Origin of the sequence: Actinomycetospora sp. CA-101289, from assembly GCF_050955895.1 — a bacterium.
Classification (GTDB): domain Bacteria; phylum Actinomycetota; class Actinomycetes; order Mycobacteriales; family Pseudonocardiaceae; genus Actinomycetospora.
Genome location: NZ_CP192093.1, coordinates 6,051,394 through 6,075,079 on the forward strand (window position 1 = coordinate 6,051,394; position 23,686 = coordinate 6,075,079).

Annotated in this window: 22 protein-coding genes; 7 read left to right on the forward strand and 15 right to left on the reverse strand. The window is 74.0% G+C overall.

All coding sequences use genetic code 11. From position 1 onward, the window contains the following. Nucleotides 1-6: 6 nt before the first annotated feature. From ACQPX6_RS30035 to ACQPX6_RS30045, 3 genes are read right to left on the reverse strand one after another with little or no spacing between them, the layout of a single operon-like run. Entirely contained in the window at nucleotides 7-840 is an 834-nt protein-coding gene (locus ACQPX6_RS30035; protein ID WP_433784485.1) for a carbohydrate ABC transporter permease, read from the reverse strand. A gap of 3 nt (nucleotides 841-843) precedes the next feature. Further along, the gene (locus ACQPX6_RS30040; protein ID WP_433784486.1) at nucleotides 844-1,797 is read right to left on the reverse strand and encodes a carbohydrate ABC transporter permease; all 954 of its coding nucleotides are present in this window, start codon (nucleotides 1,795-1,797) and stop codon (nucleotides 844-846) included. Continuing rightward, nucleotides 1,794-3,056, reverse strand: a complete 1,263-nt coding sequence (locus ACQPX6_RS30045; protein WP_433788402.1) for an extracellular solute-binding protein — start codon at nucleotides 3,054-3,056, stop codon at nucleotides 1,794-1,796. Before ACQPX6_RS30045 ends, ACQPX6_RS30040 begins: the two co-directional genes overlap by 4 nt. Nucleotides 3,057-3,292: 236 nt before the next feature. Here ACQPX6_RS30045 and ACQPX6_RS30050 point away from each other — a divergent pair, with 236 nt between their 5' ends. Further along, the gene (locus ACQPX6_RS30050; RefSeq protein WP_433784487.1) at nucleotides 3,293-4,360 is read left to right on the forward strand and encodes a LacI family DNA-binding transcriptional regulator; all 1,068 of its coding nucleotides are present in this window, start codon (nucleotides 3,293-3,295) and stop codon (nucleotides 4,358-4,360) included. Next, on the forward strand, nucleotides 4,357-5,643 hold the full coding sequence (locus ACQPX6_RS30055) for a DUF4032 domain-containing protein (RefSeq protein WP_433784488.1): 1,287 nt from the start codon (nucleotides 4,357-4,359) through the stop codon (nucleotides 5,641-5,643). Before ACQPX6_RS30050 ends, ACQPX6_RS30055 begins: the two co-directional genes overlap by 4 nt. A gap of 1 nt (nucleotide 5,644) precedes the next feature. Here ACQPX6_RS30055 and ACQPX6_RS30060 read toward each other — a convergent pair whose 3' ends face one another. Further along, nucleotides 5,645-7,285, reverse strand: coding sequence for a glycoside hydrolase family 13 protein (locus tag ACQPX6_RS30060; protein WP_433784489.1), 1,641 nt, complete (start codon nucleotides 7,283-7,285; stop codon nucleotides 5,645-5,647). Between the two features lie 60 nt (nucleotides 7,286-7,345). After that, nucleotides 7,346-7,843 carry a hypothetical protein gene (locus tag ACQPX6_RS30065; protein WP_433784490.1) on the reverse strand — a complete coding sequence of 166 codons (498 nt, stop codon included), beginning with the start codon at nucleotides 7,841-7,843 and terminating at the stop codon, nucleotides 7,346-7,348. Nucleotides 7,844-7,950: 107 nt separating this feature from the next. On the opposite strand from ACQPX6_RS30065, the gene ACQPX6_RS30070 reads away from it, so the two are divergent. After that, nucleotides 7,951-8,334: an HNH endonuclease gene (locus tag ACQPX6_RS30070; protein WP_433784491.1), complete on the forward strand. Its 384-nt coding sequence runs from the start codon at nucleotides 7,951-7,953 to the stop codon at nucleotides 8,332-8,334. On the opposite strand, the gene ACQPX6_RS30075 is transcribed toward ACQPX6_RS30070, so the two are convergent. The 5 genes from ACQPX6_RS30075 to ACQPX6_RS30095 form a co-directional block, all read right to left on the reverse strand. Then, complete coding sequence (locus tag ACQPX6_RS30075; protein ID WP_433784492.1) at nucleotides 8,316-8,975, reverse strand: TenA family protein; 660 nt, start codon at nucleotides 8,973-8,975, stop codon at nucleotides 8,316-8,318. The two genes, ACQPX6_RS30070 and ACQPX6_RS30075, sit on opposite strands and share 19 nt — an antisense overlap. A 61-nt stretch (nucleotides 8,976-9,036) precedes the next feature. Further along, nucleotides 9,037-9,867, reverse strand: coding sequence for an aldo/keto reductase (locus ACQPX6_RS30080; protein WP_433784493.1), 831 nt, complete (start codon nucleotides 9,865-9,867; stop codon nucleotides 9,037-9,039). A gap of 75 nt (nucleotides 9,868-9,942) precedes the next feature. Next, nucleotides 9,943-11,514 (reverse strand): asparagine synthase (glutamine-hydrolyzing), encoded by a 1,572-nt coding sequence (gene asnB, locus ACQPX6_RS30085; protein ID WP_433784494.1) that lies wholly within the window; start codon nucleotides 11,512-11,514, stop codon nucleotides 9,943-9,945. 142 nt (nucleotides 11,515-11,656) lie between these two features. Beyond that, nucleotides 11,657-12,274, reverse strand: coding sequence for an NUDIX hydrolase (locus ACQPX6_RS30090; RefSeq protein ID WP_433784495.1), 618 nt, complete (start codon nucleotides 12,272-12,274; stop codon nucleotides 11,657-11,659). Further along, entirely contained in the window at nucleotides 12,271-12,609 is a 339-nt protein-coding gene (locus ACQPX6_RS30095) for a DUF3024 domain-containing protein (RefSeq protein ID WP_433784496.1), read from the reverse strand. The genes ACQPX6_RS30090 and ACQPX6_RS30095 overlap by 4 nt, the downstream gene beginning before the upstream one ends. Before the next feature lie 109 nt (nucleotides 12,610-12,718). On the opposite strand from ACQPX6_RS30095, the gene ACQPX6_RS30100 reads away from it, so the two are divergent. The 3 genes from ACQPX6_RS30100 to ACQPX6_RS30110 all read left to right on the forward strand — a co-directional run bounded on the left by ACQPX6_RS30100 (nucleotide 12,719) and on the right by ACQPX6_RS30110 (nucleotide 14,773). Next, the gene (locus ACQPX6_RS30100) at nucleotides 12,719-13,201 is read left to right on the forward strand and encodes a hypothetical protein (protein ID WP_433784498.1); all 483 of its coding nucleotides are present in this window, start codon (nucleotides 12,719-12,721) and stop codon (nucleotides 13,199-13,201) included. Between the two features lie 131 nt (nucleotides 13,202-13,332). After that, a complete protein-coding gene (locus ACQPX6_RS30105) occupies nucleotides 13,333-13,911 on the forward strand; it encodes a peroxidase-related enzyme (RefSeq protein WP_433784499.1) in 579 nt (192 codons plus the stop codon). A 10-nt stretch (nucleotides 13,912-13,921) separates the two neighbouring features. Then, nucleotides 13,922-14,773: an NAD(P)-dependent oxidoreductase gene (locus ACQPX6_RS30110; protein WP_433784501.1), complete on the forward strand. Its 852-nt coding sequence runs from the start codon at nucleotides 13,922-13,924 to the stop codon at nucleotides 14,771-14,773. Between the two features lie 62 nt (nucleotides 14,774-14,835). Here ACQPX6_RS30110 and ACQPX6_RS30115 read toward each other — a convergent pair whose 3' ends face one another. From ACQPX6_RS30115 to ACQPX6_RS30135, 5 genes are all read right to left on the reverse strand, one after another. Beyond that, nucleotides 14,836-16,014: a glycoside hydrolase family 6 protein gene (locus ACQPX6_RS30115; protein ID WP_433784503.1), complete on the reverse strand. Its 1,179-nt coding sequence runs from the start codon at nucleotides 16,012-16,014 to the stop codon at nucleotides 14,836-14,838. A gap of 93 nt (nucleotides 16,015-16,107) precedes the next feature. Next, nucleotides 16,108-18,066 (reverse strand): galactose oxidase-like domain-containing protein, encoded by a 1,959-nt coding sequence (locus ACQPX6_RS30120; RefSeq protein ID WP_433784504.1) that lies wholly within the window; start codon nucleotides 18,064-18,066, stop codon nucleotides 16,108-16,110. After that, complete coding sequence (locus tag ACQPX6_RS30125) at nucleotides 18,063-20,915, reverse strand: glycosyltransferase family 2 protein (protein ID WP_433784505.1); 2,853 nt, start codon at nucleotides 20,913-20,915, stop codon at nucleotides 18,063-18,065. The genes ACQPX6_RS30120 and ACQPX6_RS30125 overlap by 4 nt, the downstream gene beginning before the upstream one ends. Before the next feature lie 339 nt (nucleotides 20,916-21,254). Continuing rightward, nucleotides 21,255-21,797 carry a metallophosphoesterase family protein gene (locus tag ACQPX6_RS30130; RefSeq protein WP_433784507.1) on the reverse strand — a complete coding sequence of 181 codons (543 nt, stop codon included), beginning with the start codon at nucleotides 21,795-21,797 and terminating at the stop codon, nucleotides 21,255-21,257. Between the two features lie 3 nt (nucleotides 21,798-21,800). After that, a complete protein-coding gene (locus tag ACQPX6_RS30135; RefSeq protein ID WP_433784509.1) occupies nucleotides 21,801-22,262 on the reverse strand; it encodes an SRPBCC family protein in 462 nt (153 codons plus the stop codon). 63 nt (nucleotides 22,263-22,325) lie between these two features. On the opposite strand from ACQPX6_RS30135, the gene ACQPX6_RS30140 reads away from it, so the two are divergent. Then, nucleotides 22,326-23,684, forward strand: a complete 1,359-nt coding sequence (locus tag ACQPX6_RS30140) for a cytochrome P450 (protein ID WP_433784510.1) — start codon at nucleotides 22,326-22,328, stop codon at nucleotides 23,682-23,684. Nucleotides 23,685-23,686: the final 2 nt, after the last annotated feature.

Consider the following 23,686-nt stretch of genomic DNA (forward strand, 5'->3'; position numbering starts at 1 on the left):
ATCCGCCTATCCCTTCACGGCGCCGTTGGTGAGACCGGCGACGATGCGTCGCTGGAAGAGCAGGACGAGGACGATGACCGGGATGGTCACGATCACCGCGGCGGCCGCGATCGGGCCGTTCGGCGACTCGAACTGCGATGCCCCGGAGAACAGGCCGAGCGCCGCGGGCACCGGGCGCGCCGCCTCGGTGGACGTCAGCGAGATGCCGTAGACGAAGTCGTTCCAGGCCAGGAAGAACGCGATGATCGCCGTGGTGAACACGCCGGGCGCGGCCAGCGGGACGATCACCTTGCGGAACGCCTGCCAGGGCGTCGCGCCGTCGACCTGCGCGGCCTGCTCCATCTCCCACGGGATCTCGCGGAAGAACGCCGACAGCGTCCAGATCGAGATCGGCAGCGTCAGCGACAGGTACGGGATGATGAGGCCCGGCCAGGTGTTGTAGAGCCCGATCTGGCGCCACAGGTTGAACAGCGGCGTGACGATCGAGATCACCGGGAAGATGGCCACGGCCAGCGCCGTCGACAGGATGAGCTTCTTGCCGGGGAAGTCGAGCCGCGCGATCGCGTACGCGGCGAACATCGACAGCAGGCACGAGATCGCCGTCGCGATGATGCAGATGCCGAACGAGTTGACCAGCGCCGGGAGGAAGAGCCCGGCGGCGTCCCCGACGAGGATCTGCTCGTAGTTGGCCCCGGAGAACACGGTGGGCAGGAACTGCCCGTTGGCGATGTCGTCGGAGGACTTGAACGACAGCGACACGATCCACGCCACGGGGAACAGGCAGTAGACGATGATGACGAGGCCGCCGATGCCCCAGCCGACCTTCTCGCGCGTGGACACCGGCTACTCCCCTCGCGCCTGGGACAGGTCGACCTTGAAGCCCTTGATGAACACCCCGCTGATCAGCACCACGGACAGGAACAGCAGCACCGACACCGCCGAGCCCAGCCCGATCTCGACCCGCTCGATCGTCTGGCGGTAGGCCAGGAACGAGACGGTCTCGGTGTCGTTCGCGCCGGCGGTCATGACGAACACCGAGTCGAAGACCCGGAACGCGTCGAGGGTGCGGAACAGGACGGCGACCATGATCGCCGCCTTCATGTTGGGCAGCGTGACCTTGCGCAGGCGCTGCCACCACGTCGCGCCGTCGACCTTGGCCGCCTCCTGCAGGACGTCGGGCACCTGGGCGAGGCCCGCGAGCAGCAGCAGCGAGATGAACGGCGTGGTCTTCCAGATCTCGGCGAGGCAGATGACGAACAGCGACGCGCCCTGCGTGCCGAACCAGTCGGTGTCCGCCGCGACGCCCGGCACCCACGAGAACCAGGAGTTCACGAAGCCGGAGTCGACGCTGAACGCGAACTGCCACGCGAACGCGGAGACGACGGTGATCACTGCGTAGGGGATGAGGATGACCGTGCGCAGGACCGGACGCAGCCCCCGCAGGGCCTGGAGCATGACCAGCGCGAGCCCGAAGCCGAGGACCAGCTCGACCGCCACCGTCACCACTGTGATGAACGCGGTGACGCCGAACGAGGTCCACCAGACCGAGTCGGTGAGGATCACGCCGTAGTTGCCGAGCCCGACGAACGAGGAGTTCTCCGGGTCGGTGAGGCGGTAGTCGAACAGGGAGTCGTAGACCGCCTGGACGATGGGGTAGGCCGTGACCAGCAGCATCACGACGAAGGCGGGACCGGCGAGGTACCAGCCCAGCCGGCGCTCGGCCCGCGACTTGTCGCCCCGGCCCCCGGTGGCGGAGGGGTCGACGGCGCTGGTGGGACGTTCCAGCGTGGCGCTCACAGCAGCGCCTCCTTCCGCAGCACCGCGGTGATGAGGGCCGTGGCGGCCTCGTTGGTCGCGCCCGGCGTCACCGCGCCCGGCGGGTGGAAGGTGCGCTGGATGCCGCCGGAGACCTCGGCGTAGTACGCGGTCGGCGGCCGGGGTGCGGCCAGGGTCAGGGAGTCACGGATGACCGGGGCCATCGGGAACTTCGCCAGCACCGCCGGGTCGGAGAAGACCGAGAGCCGCGACGACGGGTTGCCGTTGGAGACCATGTAGTAGGCCGAGTTGTCCGGCCGGGTGATGCAGGTGGTGGCGTCGTAGGCGAGGTCGGGGTGGGCGCTGAACGCCCCCACGCCGAGGTTGATGCCCCCCAGGGGCGGTGCGCTCGGCCGGTCGGGTGTGGTGCGCGGGTAGATGGTCCAGCCGTAGTCGTCGGGGACGGACTGCGGGAGCGTGCCCTCCTCGACCGCCGACGTCGCCTTCCCCCAGATGAACGGGTAGTTGACCATGAAGGCGGCGGAGCCGGACTGGAACGTGTCGGAGCTGGTGTCCTCGTCGGCGGTGGGGAAGCCGGGCGGGGCGATGCCCGCGTCGCCGTACGCGCGCAGGATGCGGGCGGCCTCGATGCCGGGCGGGGCGTTCAGCCCGAGCTGGACGAGCTCGGGATTGGTCTCGCCCGGGTTCGTGATCACCGAGCCGCCGCTGGACTCGGTGAGGGCGTTGACCCACACGGTCAGCGACTCGCCCCGGACGCCCTGGGCGGCGAACTGGGTGCGGGCCTGAGCGGCGGCCTGGATGAGCTGGTCCCAGGTGACGGGCTGGTTCATGTCCAGGCCCATGGCGGCGACCATCGACTCGCGGTACCAGAGCAGCTGGGTGTTCGCCCAGAACGGGACGGCGACCATGCGACCCTGCCAGGTCGACGCCTCGACCGAGCTGGGGACGCGGTCCTCGCGGGCCGCGACCTCGATGGCCGGCGGCATCGGGGCCAGGAAGCCCGCCTGCGCGAACTCGGGCACGTAGGGCGGGTCGATGCTCATGATGTCGATCGACGAGTCGTTGGCCGCGAGGCGGCGCACGAGCTGCTGGCGCTGCTCGGAAGCCTGCCGGGGCAGGGTCGACGTCGCGATCGTGTAGCGGCCCCCGGACGCCTCGGTGCACCGGCGGGCGATCTCGGCCTGGCCCCCGTCGTCGGGGTTGATGTACCAGGTGAGCACCGGCGGACCCGCCGGCGCGGACCCGCACGCCGAGACGAGCGCGGCGAGCACCGCGACCACGACGGTCAACGACCACCGCAACCGTCGTCGTGGGTGGCGCATGCTGCTCGTCCCCTCCCGGCCCCCGTGATGGAAGCGCTTGCGGTCGGACTGTGGTGATGCGGGTCTCACAAGTCAAGTGCGCTCGGCGATCATTGGGTGACTCTGTGACGTCTGGGGCAATCCGGTGGAGCGGGCGGCGCAGCATCGCGGTCTGCTCCTGGAACCGCTTGCAGAGGCCGTGCCATGCTCGGGCTGTGACCGGGGACACGGCCGAGCCGCAGGGCCCGGCTGCCGTGCGCTCCGCGCCCCGGGTCACCCTCGACGACGTCGCCCGGCGGGCCGGCGTCTCGGCGGCCACCGCGTCCCGCGCGCTCGGCGACCACCCGCACGTCGCCGCCGCCACTCGCCACCGCGTGCGCGAGGCGGCGGCCGCCCTCGACTACGTCGCCTCCCCCGAGGCCACGCGGCTCGCGGGCGGGCCGACGGGCCGGGTCGCGGTGCTCGTGCCCCACCCGTCGCGCTGGTTCTTCGGCGAGCTCATCGAGGGGCTCGAGGCCGTGCTGCGCGCCGCCGAGCTCGACCTCGTGCTCTTCCGCGTGGGCGGGCCCGAGGAACGCCGGGCCTTCTTCGCCCGGCTCCCGGCGCGGCGCGGGGTGGACGCGGTCGTGGTGTTGGCCTTCGCCGTCGACGAGGCCGAGCACGCCCGCCTCGCCTCCCTGGGCGTCACCGTGGTCGCCGCGGGCGGCCGGGTGGCGTCGTACCCGTCGGTGGGCATCGACGACCACCGCGCCGGGCGCCGGGCCGTCGACCACCTGCTCCACCTCGGGCACCGGCGCATCGGCATGCTCGCCGGCGGCGACGAGCAGCGGCTCGCGCCCGATCCCGACGGGCGCTCCTCGGCCTGGCGCGCGGCCCTGCGCGACGCGGGCGCCGAGCCCGACGACGAGCTGGTGGCCACCGCGTCCTGGAGCGGCGAGGGCGGCGCCGAGGGCATGGCGCGCCTGCTCGGGCTGCGCACGCCGCCGACCGCGGTGTTCGCCCACTGCGACGAGATGGCCCTGGGCGCGATGCGGACGCTGCGCCGCGCGGGCCTGCGCGTGCCCGAGGACCTCTCGGTGATCGGGATCGACGACCACCCGCTGGCCGCGCTCACCGACCTGACGACCGTGGCCCAGCCGGTGCGCGAGCAGGGCCGCCGCGCCGGGGAGCTCGTGCTCGACGCCCTGCGCGGGGGCCCGCCGCCGCGGGTGCCGCCCGCCGAGATGCTGCCCACCCACCTGGTGCTGCGCGGCACCACCGCACCCCCGGGAGCCGCCCGGTGACCGCCCCCGACCTGCGCCTGCGCCGCCCCTCGCCCGCGATCGTCGCCCTGCCGTGGGAGCGGGCGCTCGGCGACTGGGACCCCGCCGACGTGCCGCTGCGCGAGCTGCCCGTCGGCCCCAGCCGGCACCTCGTGCGCTTCGTCGAGCTCGACGGCGAGCTCTGGGCGCTCAAGGAGCTGCCGCCGCGGATCGCGCGCCGCGAGTTCGACGTGCTGCGACACCTCGAGGCCGCGGGCCTGCCCGCCGTGCGCCCCGCGGGCCTGGTCACCCAGCCCGACCACGACTGCTCGATCCTGCTCACCCGCTACCTCAGCGGCTCGTGGCAGTACCGCCGCCTGATCGCCCGCCTGCCCCCCAACCGGCCCGCGCACCGGGCGCGCCTGTTCGACGCCATGGTCGGCCTGCTCGTCGAGCTGCACCGCCACGGCGTCTACTGGGGCGACTGCTCGCTGGCCAACACGCTGTTCTCCCGCGACGGTCAGCTGTTCCAGGCGTGGCTCGTCGACGCCGAGACCAGCGAGGTGCACCCGTCGCTCTCCGACGGCCAGCGCGCCCAGGACCTGGACATCCTCGTCGAGAACGTGGCCTCGGGGATGGTCGACCTGGCCGCGAGCCTGGGGCGCCCGCCCGAGATCGACGAGCAGCTCATCGCCGAGGCCACCGCGCTCCCGGCGCGCTACGAGGCGCTGTGGGAGGTGCTGCACACCCAGCCGCAGTTCGCGTTCGGCGACCGGTACCGCATCGAGGGCACGGTGCGCGAGCTCAACGACCTGGGCTACGTCGTCGACGAGGTCAGCCTGGCGCCGGCGCAGGAGTCGGGGGACGGCGGCACGGTCCGGCTGCGCGTCATGGTCGGCGAGCGCAACCACCACGCCCGCTACCTGCGCGAGCTGACGGGCCTGGACGCGGGCGAGGGCCAGGCGCGGATCCTGCTGGGCGACCTGCGCGCCCACCAGCGCACGATCGCCCGCGACCGCCCCCACCGCGTGGGCGAGGAGGAGGCGATCGCGAGCTGGGTGCACGACGTCCTCACGCCCGGGATGCGCCGGGCCCACGCCGCCGTCCGCCACCGCGGCACGGCCGTGCAGGCGTACTGCGACCTGCTCGAGGTCCGCTGGCTGCTCTCCGAGGCCGAGGGCGCCGACGTCGGCACCGACCGGGCGCTCGAGGCGCTGGCCGAGCGCGCCCCGACCGACTCCGCGGCCCGCGCGCTGGTCGCCGACACGGCGTCGGCGCTCCCCGCGGTCGACGACGAGCTGTGGCCGCCGCCCCCCGAGCACTGAGTCACGACACGGCGAGCCACACCGCGGTGTCGGGGCCGAGGCGCCCGTCCTCGAGCGGCGCGCTGGCCAGCAGCACCTCGTCGTGGGCGGGCAGGTCGACCGGGTCGTCCGAGAGGTTGGCGACGCACGCGAACCCGGGCTCGCGGCGCAGGTGCAGCACAGCGTCGCCGGGCGCGGACACCCACGTCATCTCGCCGTCGCCCAGTGCCGGGTGCTCGCGGCGGCGGCGCAGCACGGTGCGGTAGAGCGTGAGGACCGACTCGGGGTCGCCGTCCTGGCGCGCGGCGGCGTAGCGCGCCCACCCGTCGGGCTGCGGCAGCCACGGCGCCGCCGCCCCCTCGGGGCTGAAGCCGGCCGAGGTGCCCTCGTCCGACCACGGCAGGGGCACCCGCGCGCCGTCGCGGCCGCGGACCGTGTGGCCCGAGCGCTCCCACGTGGGGTCCTGGCGGGCGTCATCGGGGATGTCCTCGACCTCGGGCAACCCGAGCTCCTCGCCCTGGTAGACGTACATGCCGCCCGGCAGCGCCGCCTCGAGCAGCAGCGCGGCGCGGGCCCGGCGGGTGCCCAGCGCGAGGTCGGGCGGGGCGTCGGCCTCCGGGGGCACCGCGGACGTCGGGACCGCCTCCCGCTCGCGGCGCGGCCGCCCGTAGCGGCTGGGGTGGCGCACGACGTCGTGGTTGGACAGCACCCAGGTCGCCGACGCCCCGACCTCGCGCAGGTACCCGGTGGTGACGTCGATCGTCTCGCGCAGCGCCGCCGGGTCCCAGGGGGCGACGAGGTAGTCGAAGTTGAACGCCGTGTGCAGCCGGCCCGGGGCGACGTAGCGCGCGAGCCGCCCGGGGGCCGGGGTCCACGCCTCGGCGACGAACATGCGGTCGCCGGCGTACTCGTCGGCCACGCGGCGCCACGCCTCGTACACCTCGAGCACCCCGTCGCGGTCGACGAACGGGTGCCCGCCGGGCCCGTAGCTCCGGCCCAGCATGTCGTCGGCGTCGTCGAGGTCGGGCATCGCGGGGTCCTTGACCAGCCCGTGCGCGACGTCGATGCGGAAGCCGTCGACGCCGCGGTCGAACCAGAACCGCAGGATCGCCTCGAACTCGGCCGCGACGTCGGGGTGCGACCAGTCGAGGTCGGGCTGGCCGGGGTCGAACAGGTGCAGGTACCAGGAGCCGTCGGCCACCCGCGTCCACGCCGGACCGCCGAAGTGCGAGCGCCAGTTGTTCGGCGGGAGGGAGCCGTCGGGGCCCGCGCCCGGCCGGAAGACGTAGCGGTCGCGGGCGCCCGGCTCACCGGCGAGCGCCGCCCGGAACCACGCGTGCTGGTCGGACGTGTGGTTGGGGACGATGTCGGGGATCAGCCGCAGCCCGTGCTCGTGGGCGTCGACGATCAGCTTCTCCGCGTCCGCGACGGTGCCGTACGCGGGCTCGATCGCCCGGTAGTCGGCCACGTCGTAGCCCGCGTCCGCCTGCGGGGACGCGTACCAGGGGTTGATCCACAGCGCGTCGACGCCGAGGTCGGCGAGATAGGGCAGCTTCTCGCGGATGCCCGCGATGTCCCCGATCCCGTCGCCGTCGGCGTCGGCGAAGCTGCGGATGTAGACCTGGTAGATGACGGCGTCGCGCCACCAGGGGTTGTCGGGCACCGGGCGACTCCTGCGAGATGTGGGGGCGGCTCGCCCCCACGATGCCCGACGGACCCGACGTCAGGCGTGGGCCGGGGCGCGCTCCTCGACCTCGTCGTCCTCGAGGTCGTCCTCGTAGTCGTCGTACTCGTCCTCGTACTCGTCGTCCTCGAGGTCCTCGGGCGCGCTGATCTCCTCGGGCGCGGGCGCCTCGTCGATGCCCTCGGGGGCGCGGCGGGAGCGCAGCTTCTCGGTGGCCCAGCGCAGCATCTCCAGGGCCTGCGCGGCGAGGCGCGCGACGAACGCGAGGAACAGGCGGGCCTGCTCCATGAGGAACGCGACCGCGGCGCCCGCGCGCCCGGAGCCGCCCTCGGAGGCGGGGGCGTCCTCGCGCTCCTGCTGATCGCCGGTGCGGCTCTGGTCGAGACGGTCGGCGAGCCCCTCCACCTTGGCGACGGCCTGGTCGGCCACGGCCGTGAGCACGCGGCCGGCGAGCACGGGGAGCATGCGGCGGGCGGCCTCGGTGAGGATCTGGCCGCTCATCTCGGAGGGACGGGGGGCGGTGCCGTTGGTGGTCATCGCTCCCGACGCTAGGCGTGGATCACCGGCGCGACAGTCCCCCGACGGCACCCACCGCTGCGGCACATGCCGGGCCCTGACGGGCATCCGGTGGCACCATGGAGGGAATGCGCCAGCCGGGTCGACGGGAGCGGTTGGTCGCCGCGCAGGACCGCGACGGCGACACCTGCCTGTGGTGCGCCCGCCCGCTGACCGGCACCGTCGGCGCCACCACCGACCACGTCGTGCCCAAGGTCAAGGGCGGGCCGTCGTGGCTCGAGAACGAGGTCGCGGCGTGCCGGCGCTGCAACAGCGAGCGCGGGCACCGCGGCGCGGTCGATTGGCTCGAGGAGTGCGAGCGCCGCGGGTGGTCCCCCGACGCGCCGCGCCTGGAGCGGGTGCTGACGTCGCTGGCGGCGGCGATCGCCGAGCGCGGCGGTCAGCGCCGGGCGCGCCCGCACCTCGACGCCCAGCTCCGCCGGCTGCGCAAGCGTCAGCCCGCCGCGGCCTGACGGGCCTCGTCGCTCGCGTACGCGGCCTCGAAGAACGCCAGCTCCAGCTCGACGGCGCGCGTGAACACCCCGGCCATGCTCTCGCGGCCGGCGTCGTCGGTGGCCGCCGCGACGCGGTCGGTCTCGGCGCGCAACAGCTCGACCCACCGCGCGAACGCGGACCCGCGGTGCAGGTCGATCCACTCGCGGTGCAGCCAGTCGCGCGGCGACGGCTCCGGACGGGCCGCCCAGTCGAGGTAGAGCCACTCGGCGACGAGCAGCACCGACAGCACGCAGCCGTAGGCCCCGGAGCGCCGGGCGTCGTCCATGAGGTCGAGGAAGCCCCGGGTGGGCGGCAGCGGCTCCGCCGGCGCCGTCACCCCGAGCCGGGCCAGCGCGCGGGCGAAGTAGTCGTCCTCGTCGCCGGCCACGAGGCCCAGCTGGCGGGCGATCGCCATCCGCGCGTCGGTGCTGTCGGCGGCGGCCACGGCCTGGCCGAGCAGTGCCACGAAACGGTCGAGGAACAGGGCGTCCTGCGCGAGGTACCGCGCCAGCACCGCGTCGTCGACGGTGCCGGCCCACAGCTCGTCGACGAACCGGTGGCTGGTCGCGGCCTCCCACGTCGGCGCCGTGCGCGCGCGGAGCTCGTCGGAGAAGCTCACCGCCGCCCTCCCGCCGGGACGCCCCGGGTGCCGCAAGCGGGTCGCGGCGCCCGGGCGACGCTCACCGGTCGAACTTGTCCGGGTCGGGCCCGAGACGCTCGGCCCGCTCCATGCCGTTGATCTTCTCGACCTCGTCGTCGCCCAGTTCGAAGTCGAAGATCTCGTAGTTCTCGCGGATGCGCTCGGCCGTCGACGACTTCGGGAAGACGATGTTGCCGATCTGCACGTGCCAGCGGAGCACGACCTGCGCGGGGCTCTTGCCGTGCGCCTGCGCGATCTCGGTGAGCTCGGGGGCGTCGAGCAGGCCCTTGCCCTGGCCGATCGGGCTCCACGCCTCGGTGCGGATGCCGTGGCGCTCGTGGTACGAGCGCAGGCCCGCCTGCTGCATGTGCGGGTGCAGCTCGATCTGGTTCACCGCGGGCACCGTGTCGGTCTCCTCGAGGAGCCGGTCGAGGTGGTGCGGCTGGAAGTTCGAGACGCCGATCGTGTGGGTCTTGCCGTCCTGCTGCGCCTTCTCGAACCCCTTCCACGTGTCGACGTAGAGGTCCTTGCCGGGCAGCGGCCAGTGGATGAGGTAGAGGTCGACGAAGTCGAGCCCCATCTTCTGCAGGCTCTCGTCCAGCGCCGACTGCGCGTCGTCGTAGCCGTGGTTGGAGTTGTTGCACTTGGTCGTGATCCACAGCTGGTCACGCGGGATGTCGGACTTGGCGATGGCCTCGCCGACCTCGGCCTCGTTGCCGTACATCTGCGCGGTGTCGATGTGGCGGTAGCCGACCTCCAGCGCCGTCGTCACCGCCTCGGCGGTGTCGGAGGGGTCGATCTGGAACACACCGAACCCGAGCTGCGGGATCGTGGTGCCGTTGTTCAGCTCGATGCCGGGGACGTCGCTCATGCCCCCGTGTACCCCGTTGGTGCTGCGCACATGTGAGTGCTCGTCCGTGCCCCAGCACGGACAAGCACTCACGGGTCACGCAGTGGCAAAGGCGCCCAGGGTGCGGTCGGGGCGCACGCCGGAGAAGGTGCGGTGCCAGGTGCGGTAGTAGGCGACCTCTTCGTCGCTGCGCAGGTCCCAGCCGTGCTCGATGGCGCGGTCCTCGCTCTCGCGGCCGTCGGCGCCCTCCTTGGCCTTCTCCTTCTCGACCAGCTTGGCCAGCACGTCGCCGGCGCCGGACCCGTCGCCGAACTGCTCCTTGCCGCGCCAGAGGATGTCGAAGGGCACCATCCCGTCGAACGCCTCGCGCAGCAGCTGCTTCTCGGTGCGGTCCTCGGTCTTGAGCTTCCACTCGGCCGGGATCGCGAGCATCTCGCGCATGACGGTGGCGTCGAGGAACGGGACGCGGGCCTCGAGGCCGTAGTTCATCGTCGCCCGGTCGCAGCGCTGCAGGTTGAGCTCGTGGAGCATCTCGATGGAGCGCACCAGCTCGGCCTGCAGGGTGTCCGGGGTGGAGAACTCCTCGCTGTGCACGTACTCGTAGCCCGCGAACAGCTCGTCGGCGCCCTCGCCGGTGAGCACCACCTTGACGTGGCGCACGGCCTCGCGGGCGAGCAGCAGGTTCGGTACCGCCGAGCGCACCAGCGCCGGGTCGAAGTGCTCGATGACCGTGACGGCCTCGTCGAGGGCCGCCTCGAGGTCGTCGGGGGTCGGGACGATCTCGTGGTGCTCGGTGCCCAGGTGCTCGGCGACGGCGCGGGCGGCCAGCAGGTCGGCCGAGCCCTCGGTGCCGACGGCGAAGGTCGGCAGCCGCTCGCCCTTCTCCTCGGCCACCTTCGCCGCGATCGCCGCGACGATCGCGGAGTCGAGCCCGCCGGAGAGGAACACCCCGACCGGCACGTCGCTCATCATGTGGCGACGGATCGAGTCGGACAGGACGTCGCGGATGTGCCCGAGGTCCTCCTCGGTCCACTGCTTGTCCGGGGCCAGGCGCGCGGGGCGCACCTCGACCGGCACCGCGTCGGCGAAACGGACCATCGCGCCCTCGGCCCTGTCCGCCCCGTCGTGGCCGGCGATGCCCGGCGTCCACACGTGCCCGGGCGGGAAGGCCTCCACGTGGGACTGGTCCTCGGCGTCGAAGGCGCGCAGCTCGCTGGCGAACAGCGTCACGCCCTCGAGGCGCGCCCAGTACAGCGGCTTGATGCCGATCGGGTCGCGGGCGACGGCGCCGCGCCCGTCGGTGTGCGCCATCGCCAGCGCGTACATGCCGCGCAGGTCGTGCAGGGCAGCCGACCCGTCGCGCAGCACCAGGCGGAACGCCGACTCGGTGTCCGAGTCGGTGGCGAACCGGACCTCGGACAGGACGTCACGGATGTCCTCGTGGTTGTAGATCTCGCCGTTGCCCACCACGTAGGCCGAATCGGTGTCGTCCGCGATCGGCTGCTTGCCGCCCGTGACGTCCATGATCGAGAGCCGCTGGTGGCCGAGCCACGCGTGCTCGAGGTGCACGCGCCCGGTGTCGTCCGGGCCGCGGTGGTGGATCCGGGCGAGCATCCGCTCGCACTTCTCCGGGTCGATGGTTCCGTACGCCGCGACGATTCCGCACACGGTGCGTCCCACATCCTCAATGTTCTCGACTGGATCACGGCCAGGCCGTGAGCACGTTCCACACAACCACGCGTCGCCCACATCCGCACCGATCCGTCGCACGCGTCACCAGGCTTGAACGATCCCCCACGCGTCCGGTGCGTCAGCGCCAGGCGAACACGGGCTGTTCCAGTCCGTCGACGCGTGTGGTCCGTCCGTGGAGGGCGACCTCGCGGAACTGGAGCAGCACCGCCGCCGTCGGCGCGTGGATGAAGTGGCCGATCAGCGGCATCTGCACCACCGGCCGCGGCGACTCGTCGATCGCGAGGTAGCGCGGCTCGACGTCGAGCTCGTCGAGCGTGATGTGGAACAGCTCCGAGACCTCGTCGGGCGAGGGCCGCAGGTCGCCGACCGCGCTGGCCGCCGCCATGACCACCGGCGTGATCACGAAGCCGGACCGGGTGGGGTAGTCGTCGAGCAGGCCCAGCACGGCGTCGGCGCCGAGGCGCAGGCCGAGCTCCTCGTCGAGCTCGCGGCGGGCCGCGGTGACGGCGTCCTCGCCGGGGTCGAGCGAGCCGCCGGGCAGCGCGAACTGGCCGGGGTGGTCGCGCAGGCGCGAGGTGCGCCGCGTCAGCAGGACGCCCGGGCCGCGCGCCGGGTCGTCGAGGACGACGACGGCGACGGCCGCCGCGCGCAGGTCGGGCTCGTCGGCGACGCGGCGCTCGTCGCGGTCGTGCGCCCGCACCCGCGCGGCCAGCTCCGCCGTCGAGGGATGGCTCATCCCCAGAAGATGCCGGTCGGGTCCGCGTCGACGATGTCGAGCAGCGGCGCCGGCGTCCCCGCCTTGGTCTCGTCGGGGTAGCGGTGCCACCGGCCGCTCGAGTCGGGCCAGAGCAGGATCCAGCGGTCCTCGTCGGGCACCAGGCGCAGCTGGGCGATGGGCTCGGTGGTCCAGCCCGTGCCCAGCTCGGGGAACACCGGGGCCCGCCGCGCGGAGATCGTGATGCGCCCGGCGCGCTCGGTGTAGGAGATGCGCAGCTGGTCGCGCTGCTGCGGCGGGACGCGACGCGCGCACCACTGGCGCACGAGCGCACGGTGTTCGTCGGCGACCTGCACGGGATTCACTGTGACACGGCGTCCCCGGGATGCGGGAGTGCCCCACGCCACGCCGGCGGACGTCCACCCGGTCCGGGGGCGGCGCGGCGCGCCTGCCAGCATGCGCGCCATGGTCACCGTCGGGACGCGCGGCGCTCGGATCGTCGCCGGCACCCTCCTCGGGCTCGGCCTCGCCCTGGGCGCGTGCGGGGGCACGCCGCCGGCCCCGGGCGCGGCGGTCGCTCCCTCGACGAGTGCGCCGGCCACCCCCGACCCGGCGGTCCGGCAGTACTGCGACACGGTCACGCGTGTCCAGGCCGAACAGGCCGCGCCCGGGTCGGGGCAGAACGGGCTGCCCGCGTCGTCGGACAGCGCCCGCCGCCAGGTCGCCGACCTCGTCGCCGTCGCCCCGCCCGAGATCGCCGCCGAGTGGCGCACGGTGGCGTCGCTGACCGACCAGGCCCTCGCCTCCCTCGAGGGCACCGGCGGCGACCCGTCGCGCATCGACACCGCCACCCTCGACCGCCTACAGCGCGACGCCGGACCCGCCGTGGCGCGCATCCAGGAGGTCACCCAGCAGCGCTGTGGCATCACGTTCCGCCCCGGGGGCTGACGACCTCACTCGCGTCGAGAGCGCGAAGGTCACCTCCGCTGCGCCCCACGCAACCGAGGTCGCCTTCGCTGCGCCGGGGCGCGCACCACGCCCTGGCCCCGGCACCGGTCGCCGATCTAGCGTGCGCGGGCGTGGACACCCCGGTCAGCCGCTTCCCCGTCGTCGAGCTCGACGACCTCCCCGACGACCTGCGCGCTCGAGTCGGCGCGATCGCCGAGCGCTCGGGGTTCGTGCCCAACATCTTCCGCGCGCTCGGGCACCGGCCGCCGGAGCTGCGCGCGTTCCTCGACTACCACGACGCGCTCATGGAGCGGGAGTCGCCGCTGTCGAAGGCCGAGCGCGAGCTGGTGATCGTCGCGACGTCCGGGGCCAACCACTGCACGTACTGCGTCGTCGCACACGGCGCGATCCTGCGGGTCCGCAGCAAGGAGCCCGAGATCGCCGACCACGTCGGGATCAACCCCTACGGCGCGCCGCTGGACCCCCGGCGGCGGGCGATCGTCGACCTCGCCCTGGCCCTCGCGCTCGACTCCGCCTCGTTCTCCGACGACGACCTCGACGCCGCGCGCGACGCGGGCCTGAGCGACGAGGAGATCTGGGACGTCGGGGCGATCACGGCGCTGTTCGCGATGTCCAACCGCCTCGCCCACCTCACCGACCTGCGCCCCAACGGCGAGTTCTTCCGCATGGGCCGCGAGCCCCGGGGGTAAGGCCGGGGCCATGAGTTCCGTAGCAGTCCTCGGCACCGGCCTCATGGGCGCGGGCATGGCCCGCAGCCTGCTCCGCGAGGGCCACCAGGTCACGGTGTGGAACCGCAGCACGGAGAAGGCGAAGCCCCTCGCCAACGACGGCGCGACGGTCGCGGACGAGGCGGCCGACGCGGTCGCCGGCGCCGACGTCGTCATCACGATGCTGTTCGACACCGACGCCGTGGCTCAGACGATCGAGCCCGTCCTGCCGCGGTTCCCCGACGGCGCGGTCTGGGTGCAGACCAGCACGGTCGGCATCGAGGGCACGGACCGTCTCGCGGCGATGGCGCGCGACGCCGGCGTCGACTTCCTCGACGTCCCGATGCTCGGCACCAAGGCGCCGGCCGAGAACGGTCAGCTCGTCGTGCTCGCGGCCGGCCCGACGTCGCTGCGCGAGAAGGTGCAGCCGGTCTTCGACGCCATCGGCACCCGGACGCAGTGGGTGAGCGAGCAGGTCGGCGACGCCAGCCGGCTCAAGCTGGCGGTCAACGCCTGGATCGGCGTCGTCGTCAACGGCGTCGCGCAGTCGATCGCCCTGGCCCGCGGGCTCGGGCTCGACCCACAACAGTTCCTCGACGCGGTGCAGGGCGGCGCGCTCGACGCGCCGTACGTGCAGCTCAAGGGCAAGGCGATGATCGACGGCGACTTCACGCCCTCGTTCGAGCTCGACGGCGTCATCAAGGACACCGACCTCATCCACGCGGCCCTGGGCGAGGCCGGCGTCGACGCGACGCTCGCCACCGCGGTCCGGGACCGCCTCGGCGTCGCCTCGGACGGCGGCCACGGCGAGGAGGACATGGCCGCCGTCGTGCACGCCTACTGAGGTGCGCTCCGCGCACGTGAGCAGAAACCGGTGCCTCAGCACCGATTTCTGCTCACGTGCCGTCAGGCACCCGGGGTGTTGCGCGCCAGGTCCAGCGCGTACTGCGGCCAGAACTCGCCGGCCGAGGGCGCGCCGCGGCAGTCGCCGTCGGAGTCGCCCGGCTCCTTGACCCACAGGTAGGCGGCGACGCGCTGCGAGCCGGTGTCGCGGGTGGGCGGGGTGCCCAGCGCCCGGCCCGGCGGGTTGCACCAGGTCGGCTGGTCGGGACCGTCGTACGCGCCCCGGCCGTTGCGGCTGGTGTCGATGACGTAGCGGGCACCGCCGACGGCGCCGGAGACCCGGTCGCCGTACTGCTCCACCTGGTCGGTGGTCATGAAGTTGGAGACGTTGAGGGCGAAGCCCGCGGCTTCGGAGACCCCGGAGGCGCGCAACCCGTCGGCGAGCTTGCCGACGTCCGTGACGAAGCCCGGGTTGCCGGCGTCGATGTAGACCTCGCCGCCCGCGCGCGACAGCGTCCGCACGGCCTCCGCGAGCAGCTCCTCGCGGCCGGCCTGCTCGCCCTCGCCCTCGCAGTTGGTCAGCGTCTGGGGCAGCGCGTCGGGCTCGAGGACCACGACGGCCCGGTTGCCGCCCATGCCGCGGGCGAAGGCGCCGAGCCACTCGCGGTAGGCGTCCTCGTTCTCGGCGCCGCCGCTGGAGTACTGGCCGCAGTCGCGGTTGGGGATGTTGTAGGCCGTGAGCACCGGGGTGCGGCCCGCGTCGCGCGCCTGCGACACGACGCCCGCGACCTCGCCCTCGACGCCGCCGGTCTCGCCCGTGGGCCAGATGGCGACGGGCTGGCGCGCGATCTTCTCGAGCGCGGCGGCGTCCTCGGTGCGCCCGTCGGAGCGCCACTGCTCGACCTGGCGGGCGGCCGACGACGACGGGTCGACCCAGAACTCGGACGCGGCCGGGGCCACGGGCGGCGAGGCGGAGGGGGCCTGCTCGTCGGAGCCGCCGCTGCAGGCGGCGAGACCGAGGGCGGTCACGAGCGCGATCACCGCGGCCGCGCCGGCGACGATCCAGCCCCGGGTGGGCCGACGGGACGCCCGCCGGGACTCCTCCCGCGACTCCTGACGGGACTCGCGGCGGGGGGAACCGCCGGAACCACTGCCGGATCCCCCGTGCCCGTCGAGCCGGATGGGCGCCGTGGCGGCCTCCGACGACACGGCGTCGCCGTGCCGCGCGTTGTCACGTCCCACCGTCGTGCCACCCCCGAGCCTGTCGTCCATACGGCCCCAGGCTCTCAGGCCGCCCCGGGGCGGTCGTGCGGGGGGAGGAGCCGCCCGCCGCCATCAGGCGGCCTCCGGGTCTCCGGGTGCCGGCACCTGGACCCACCGGGCCACCGACGGGACACCGCGCTCGTCGACGAGGAAGAGCATGTAGCGCCCGGGCGGGGCGATCGTGCGGTCCTCCGGCACGGTGACCGACACCCCGCCGTCGCGCTTCGTCATGTCCAGGGCGATCGAGCGCTGCCCGGTGTCGGTGACGTGCGTCGAGGCCATCGGCGCCATGAGCCGCGCGCTCGTGATGCGCGCCGCGTCGGGCGTCGCCACGGTCGCCGTCTGCCCGAGGCCGATGCTGGGCGGCGCGTCCGCGATCGTCGGCTGCGGTCCCCGGAACAGGTACGGCGGCGTGAAGATCTCGATGCGCTGCTCGAACGTGCCGGGGATGGTGCCCGCCGCGTCGTTGAACAGCGGGTCCGAGCCCACGGTCATGACGCGGCCGTCGGGCAGCAGCAGGCCGGCCGAGTGGTAGTTGCGGCCCACCTGCGGGTCGGCGGCGTAGTCCAGGGTGTTGGTCTGCGGCCGGTAGATGCGCGCGTTGTGGTTGTCCGAGGCGCCCTTGCCGCGGTAGTCCCGTGACCCGTTGCTGATCAGCATCGAGTCGTCGGGCAGCGTCGTCAGGTTCGGGTAGCGCGTGCCCTCGGGGAGCGACGGACCCGGCTGCCACGTCGGGTTCGGGGTGTCGAGGTCGATGGTGTCGATGCGCCCGGTGGAGCGGGGGCTCTCGCCGACGCCGCCGCCGCCGACCACGGCGATCCGCTGGTCCTGCACGGGGCCCACCCACGCCGAGCCCGCGGTCTCCATGAGGTCGGGGTCGCGGATGCCGGGGACGGGGCTCAGCACGTTGTTGCGGAGGTCCCAGAAGCCCGGGATGCGGCCCTGCTCGGCGGGGCCGTAGCCCGCGTTGGCCCCGGAGTAGAAGAGCACGTTCTCCCGGGCGGTCTGGAACAGCGCCGGGTACGACGGGAAGTACTGCGTGAGGTCCTTGCGCTCGGTCCAGCGCCGGGTGGCCGGGTCGTAGACCTCGTTCTGCCCATTGAGGATCTCGCCGGTGCCGTCGAGGCCGGAGACCGAGATGACGCTGCCGTCGGCGAGGCCCGTCAGCGTCGGGTACCAGCGCTTGAAGTTCATGTCGCCGACGCGCTCGTAGGCCTCGGTGAACGGGTTGAACTCGTAGCTCTGCTCGATGCCCTGGTAGTCCTGCTTCTCCAGGGTCATCGCCTGGCCCAGCGCGTACAGGTTCTGCGCCTCGGCCGGGGGCACCCCACCGATCGTGTACTGCTTGGGGCCCACCGCGACGTACTGCGGGCCGGCCTCGACCGCCTCGGCGAACACCACGGTCTCGCTCGCGGTCACGACCGCCCCGCGGCGGTTGGCGACCTTGGCCGCGGGCCGCACCGTGAACGGGTGGGTCGCGCGGTAGACCAGGCCCTCGGGCGAGCGGAACTCGGTGCCCGCGGGGAACTCGCGCGGGGCCGCGTCGGGGTTCTCGTTCTTGACGGTCACGCCGCCGGCCGCGTTGGTGACCGCGCCGTCGAGGCGCTCGTAGCGCTGGGTGCCGCCCGCGATGAGCAGGTTGCCCGAGGCCAGGAAGGCGTGGCCGGCGCAGAACATGTCGTCGGGCGTCGGGATCACGCGGCTGCGGCCCGTCGCCGGGTCGTACACGAGGCTCTTGAAGGTCCCCGCGTTGAACATGTCCTCCTTGTTGCCGGATCCGGCGACGAGGAGGATGCGGCCGGTCGGCAGGACCGCGGCGTGGATCGCGTTGACCTTCTGGTCGTCGGGGAGGTCGACGACGTCCCACTTGCCGAACTGCTCCTTGTACTCCTGGCTGTTGATCAGCCGCTGGTGCCGGAGCTCGGAGATCCACGACCACGCCGGCGGCACGTTCACGCCGAGCATGACCGCGGGGACGATCACGAGGAGCAGGAAGCGCTTGACCCGCCTGGTGAGGCCCTGCTCGATCAACTCGCCTCCGTCCGTCGCCCGTCGAGGTGCGGGTGCTCCCCGTCCGGGCCGTGCCGCGCCGGGCCGGCCACCGCAGCCAGCGCCACCACACGCACCGCCACCGTCGGGGCGTTGATCGAGACGGCCTCGGGCGCGGGCGCCCCACCGTCTCGCTCCTCGCGTCTCGTTGCTGTTTCGTTACCGCTGCTCGACCCCACCGAGACCGGCATCACGGTACGCGCGCCCTCGGCCTCGAGCTCGGCCGGTGACGTGAGCAGCATCGGCGGCGTCGTCCGGCGGGGTCCGGGACGGGGGCCGCGCGCCGGTCCCGCGTCGGGACGGGGCATCGGCGAGGGCGGCGTCGGCCGGGCGCCGCGGGTCTCGGACGACCCCGCGCGGGCCGCGGGCCGGGCCTCCGGCCACAGCGGTCCGGGCGGCCCGGGCGGCACGCCCTGCTCGCCCGGCGCCACGTAGCGGGGCGCCTCGGCGGCGGCCGGACGCTCCACGGGACGGCCCGGCGCGGCGGGACCGGGCCGCGGCGTCGGCGTCGGACGCGGGCGCGCCCCGGGCGGGGGCGTGCCGGGACCGACCGGCGGGCGCCCCGCGGGCGGGACCCCGACGGGGCCGGGCATCGGCGGGCGGCCGACGGGACGGGGCTGGCCCGGCTGGCCCGGCTGCGGCTGGCCGAACGGGGGCTGGCCGGGCTGGGGCTGGCCGGGCTGGGGCTGGCCGGGCTGAGGCTGACCCGGCGGGCCTGGCTGGGCCGGCGGGCGGGGCCGGTCGGCCGCGGGACGCGCCGGCTGGCCCGGCTGCCCCGGCGGAGCTGGCTGCGGGGTGGGGCGGGGCCGGACGCGCGGCACGGGCGACGGCGACGGGTCCACCGACGGCGCGGCCTCGGTGGCCGGGCGACGGTCCCGGCCGGCGAGCGAGGCCGTGCGCACCCACCCGGCGGGCAGGTCGCCCTCGAGCCCCCCGGAGGTGCGGGGCCGCGAGGGGTCCCCCACGCCGGCGCCCTCGGCGTGGTGCGAGCGGCGGGTCGTCGACCCGGCGGCGAGCAGCGCGTCGAGGGCGGCGCGCTCGAGGGTCTCGGTGGTGATCCCGGAGCGGCCGTCGGCCATGACGGGCGTCGCGTCGATGGCGGGCTGGCGCCCGACGATCCGCTCGACGAGGCAGAGCACGGGCGGGGCGAGGCACGCGGCCAGCGCGACGGCCGGCCAGAGCAGCACGGCCGGGGTGGCGTAGCCCTGCAGCACCGCCAGGACGATCGCCGCCGCCAGCAGCAGCGCCCACTGCAGGTGGCGCCGAAAGGTCAGGATGTGGTCCGCGCTCGACGACAGGCCCTTGGGCGTGACGACGAACTTCGCCGGCAGCCGCAGCAGGGTCGCGATCAGCGACGACGCGAAGATGGGCGACGCGAAGATCGACATCATCATGCCCTTGACGCCCGAGGAGCCCTCGGCCTCGTAGGGGCTGACGTTGTAGCGGCGGTTGCGCAGGTAGACCCAGAGCTGGAACGCCGTCGCGTCGACGTAGAGCGCGAGCCAGAGCTGCACGGGCACGACGACGCCCTGGACGCCCAGGGCGAGGAACAGACAGGCGTTGACCGCGCCGAGCACCCAGCCGATGGCCATCGACGGGTAGAACGTCGTGATCAGGATGTAGTGCATCGCCCGGCCCGGCGACAGCTTGGGCAGGCGGAAGACCATCTCCTTGAGCAGCACCTCGAAGGTGCCGCGCGACCAGCGCATCTGCTGGCTGAAGAAGTCGCCCCACGACGACGGACCCTCGCCGACGGCGAGCACGTCGGGCGTGTAGACCGACTTCCAGCGCCGCCCCGACGAGGGGTTGCGGCGCGTGTGGAACTTCAAGCCGGTGGCCATGTCCTCGGTGATCGAGTCGGACAGGCCGCCGATGCCGCGCAGCGCGCTGATGCGGATGGCGTTGTTGGTGCCCACCAGCATCGCGGCGTTGTAGCGGTTGGCCGCGCGCTGGATCAGCGAGTGGAACGGGAACTGCTGGGACTCCGCGGCGCGGGTCACGAACGTCTCGTCGTTCGCGTAGCACTGCGGCCCGACGACGAAGGCGACGTCGGGGTCGCGGAAGTAGCCCAGGATCCGCTCGGCGTAGTTGGGCAGCGGCACGTGGTCCGGGTCGACCGAGAGGAAGACCTCGTAGGCCTCGCCGTGCTCGGCGACCCAGGCGTTGTAGTTGCCGTGCTTCGTCTTCGCCTTGAAGGCGCCCTTCTTGCGGTTGTACTTCTCGATGCCCTTGCGGGTGAAGTGGTTGACCCCGAGCTCGTGGCACATGGCCCGGACGTCCGGGTCGTCGCCCTCGTCGAGGATCCAGACGTCGAGGATGCCGTCGTACTGGATCCGCAGCGCCGCCTGCAGCGTGCCGCGCACGACGTCGATCGGCTCCTTGCTGGGCACGATCGTCGTGAGGAACGCGATGCGGCGGTCGGGCTCGGGCGGCACCGGCACGGGGTCGCGCGCGATGACCGACGCCAGCGACAGCGACAGCACGTTGATCAGCCGGAGCAGCTCCATCAGGCCGATCGAGCCGATGACGACCCAGTTCGCGTAGATCGCGAAGGTCGACCCGAACACCGGCGGGCGGTGCGAGGGGTGCAGCAGCCAGAGGAAGAAGAGGGCCTCGAAGGCGAAGTTCAGGCCGGCGACGAGCAGCGAGCGGGCGACGCGTCCCCGGCCGTGGACGGCGTCGACGCCCCGGTAGGCGACCCGGTACGGGCCGTCCTGGGGGTCGGGCTCCCGGATCGGCCCCGCGAGCTGGGAGAACTCCTGGATGCGACGGCCGACGACGAGTTCGGACTCGTCGACCTCGTCCGGGGGTCGCTCGGCAAGAAGGGTCATCGGCCGTTTCGTCTCGATCCTCGCGACAGCACCGACCGCACCGCACCGGCGATCGTCACGAAGCTCCCGTCGTCGTCACTCCTCCTGCGGGCGCGCACGAGGAGCGGTACCGCCGACGTGCCGTCCTCCCGTCGGTCTGGTGATCCGGGCCGCTGGTGTCCCACCGGCCCCGGAAACGGTAAGGGCATCACCCACCGTGCTCGGCGAGGGGGACGGTTCACCGTCCGTTTCGTCGTGCACGACCGAGACCCTGGCCCACCATTGGTCCGGTAGGGCGAGTTCGGACCGGCGGCACACCCAGCGGCACCCGTTCGGGGTCGATGACGCACGGTAGTGCGATCAGGACGCTCGGGCGGCACCGGGTGGGAGCTCGTGGCGCCGGACGGCCACCAGGGCGCGGTCGCTGACCTCGGCGGTCATGTAGGTGCACGACGGCTGGCGACGCCGCTCCGTGGGCGAGCCGGGGTTGAGCAGGCGCACCCCGCCCGGGGTCGTCGTGTCCCACGGGATGTGGCTGTGGCCGAAGACCAGGACGTCGACGGGCGTGTGGCTGCCGGGCCCGAAGCGCGCGTCGCAGCGGCGCTCGCGCCCGGTCGCCGCGCCGGTCTCGTGGGCGACGGCCAGCCGCAGGCCGTCGACCTCGGCCACCGCGGTCTCGGGCAGCCGCGCGCGCAGCTCGTCGCCGTCGTTGTTGCCCCAGCAGCCGATCAGCCGCGGGGTGCGCCGCTCGAGCTCGTCGAGCAGCGCCGGGTCCATCCAGTCGCCGGCGTGCACCACGACGTCCGCGGCGTCAATCGCGGCCCACAGCTCGTCGGGCAGGACCCGCCGGGTGGGCCGGCGGACGGGCAGGTGGGTGTCGCTGGTGATGAGGAGCTTCGTCACCCGTCACCGGTCCAGCAGCAGCGAGTGCAGCGCGACGAGCGCGAGCGGGGCGTAGGGCAGCACGACGACCGCCGGGCCGGTGGTGCGCAGCCAGGTGCGCGACCGCACGCGGGGCCCGTCGTCGGCGCGCGGCTCCTCCACCCCGTGGTCGAGGTGCAGGGTGATCGGCCCGGCGCTGACCCGCCACGACCAGGTGCGGGCCACCTCGTCCACGGCGGTGACCTCGAAGGGGAGGCCGACCACCCCGGCCGCCCGCACCCTGCCGCGCAGGCCGGTCCGCAGGCGCCGCGTGGCGGGACCCGCCGGCTCCGTCACCGTGACCCCGGAGATCTGGGGCGCCCAGTGGCTCCAGCGGTCGAGGTCGGCGTAGCGCTCCCAGGCCTCGTCGGCGGGCAGCGGGCCGGTCGCGCGGAGGGTCGTCTGCACCCCCGTGACGTACCCGCGGCGCCGCTGGACGACGAACACATACTCCGAGTATGGTCTCGCCCGGTACGAGAACGTACCGATCGTTCCCCCGGGGAGGTCCTCGTGGCCCTGTCGCTCCCGCCGTCCGTCGCGCGCTCGCCGCTGGGCACCACGCTGCGCTGGGGGGCCACCCACGGGCTGATGCGCGCGGCGATCCGCCGCCAGGTCCGCGCCGGCAACCCCGACGCCCGCCTGCTGCTCGACCCCGTGCTGCAGGCCGACCCGTTCCCGCACTACGAGCGCCTGCGCGCCTCGCACCCCTTCGCCATGGGCGCCTTCGCCCGGCTCACCGTGCACCACGACACCGCGACCGCCGTGCTGCGCAGCGACGACTTCGGCGTGACCCACCCGACCCAGGTCGTGCCCGCGCCGGCCCGCGCGGCACTCGCCCTGGCCGGGCCCACGCGCCACCCCGGGCCCATCGACCCGCCGTCGATGCTCGCCGTGGACGCGCCCGACCACCCGCGCTACCGCAAGCTCGTCAGCCGCGCCTTCACCGCCCGGCGGGTGGCCGCGCTCCGCGAGCGCACCGGGGAGATCGCCCAGGAGCTGCTCGACGACATGGACCGCGACGTGCGCGCGGGCGAGCCCGTCGACCTCGTCGCCCGCTACGCGAGCCTGCTGCCCGTCACCGTGATCAGCGAGATGCTCGGCGTGCCCACCTCGATGCGCGAGCAGTTCCTGGCCTGGGGCGACGGCGCGGCCACGTCGCTGGACATGGGGCTGACCCGGCAGGCCCACGCCGCCATGGAGCGCAACCTCGCCGCCCTGCACGACTGGATGCGCGACCACCTGCGCCGGCTGCGCCGCGACCCGGGCGACGACCTGCTCTCGAGCCTCGTCGGCGAGGTGGACGAGGAGGGCACCGGGCTCACCGAGCAGGAGCTGGTGTCCACCGCCCTGCTCGTGCTCGCCGCGGGCTTCGAGACCACCGTCAACCTCATCGGCAACGGCACCACCCAGCTCTTCGCCCACCCCGAGCAGCGCGAGCGCCTCGCCGCCGAGCCCGAGCTGTGGCCGAACGCGGTGGACGAGGTGCTGCGCTTCGACCCGCCGGTGGAACGCACGGCGCGCCGGGCGAAGGTCGACACCGAGGTGGCCGGCGAGGCGATCCCCGCCGGCGACCTCGTGGTCACCGTGCTGGCGGGCGCCAACCGCGACCCCCACGTGTTCGCCGACCCGGCGGCGTTCGACGTCGGCCGGGCGAACGCCCGGGAGCACCTGGCGTTCTCCAGCGGCCCGCACTTCTGCCTCGGCGCCCAGCTCGCGCGCATGGAGGGCGAGGTCGCGCTGCGGGCGCTGTTCGAGCGCCACCCGCACCTCGCCCCCGCCGGGGCACCCCGCCGCCGCGTCACCCGCATCCTGCGCGGCTACGCCGAGATGCCCGTGCGCCTGGCGCCGGCGGTCAGCGCGGTGCGCTGACC

Excerpts from the sequence above, each read along its gene's own strand:
- ACQPX6_RS30080 (WP_433784493.1), bottom strand. The coding sequence starts at position 9,867 with ATGAGCGACGTCCCCGGCATCGAGCTGAACAACGGCACCACGATCCCG.
- ACQPX6_RS30070 (WP_433784491.1), top strand. The coding sequence starts at position 7,951 with ATGCGCCAGCCGGGTCGACGGGAGCGGTTGGTCGCCGCGCAGGACCGC.
- ACQPX6_RS30065 (WP_433784490.1), bottom strand. The coding sequence starts at position 7,843 with ATGACCACCAACGGCACCGCCCCCCGTCCCTCCGAGATGAGCGGCCAG.
- ACQPX6_RS30090 (WP_433784495.1), bottom strand. The coding sequence starts at position 12,274 with ATGAGCCATCCCTCGACGGCGGAGCTGGCCGCGCGGGTGCGGGCGCAC.
- ACQPX6_RS30110 (WP_433784501.1), top strand. The coding sequence starts at position 13,922 with ATGAGTTCCGTAGCAGTCCTCGGCACCGGCCTCATGGGCGCGGGCATG.
- ACQPX6_RS30100 (WP_433784498.1), top strand. The coding sequence starts at position 12,719 with ATGGTCACCGTCGGGACGCGCGGCGCTCGGATCGTCGCCGGCACCCTC.
- ACQPX6_RS30125 (WP_433784505.1), bottom strand. The coding sequence starts at position 20,915 with ATGACCCTTCTTGCCGAGCGACCCCCGGACGAGGTCGACGAGTCCGAA.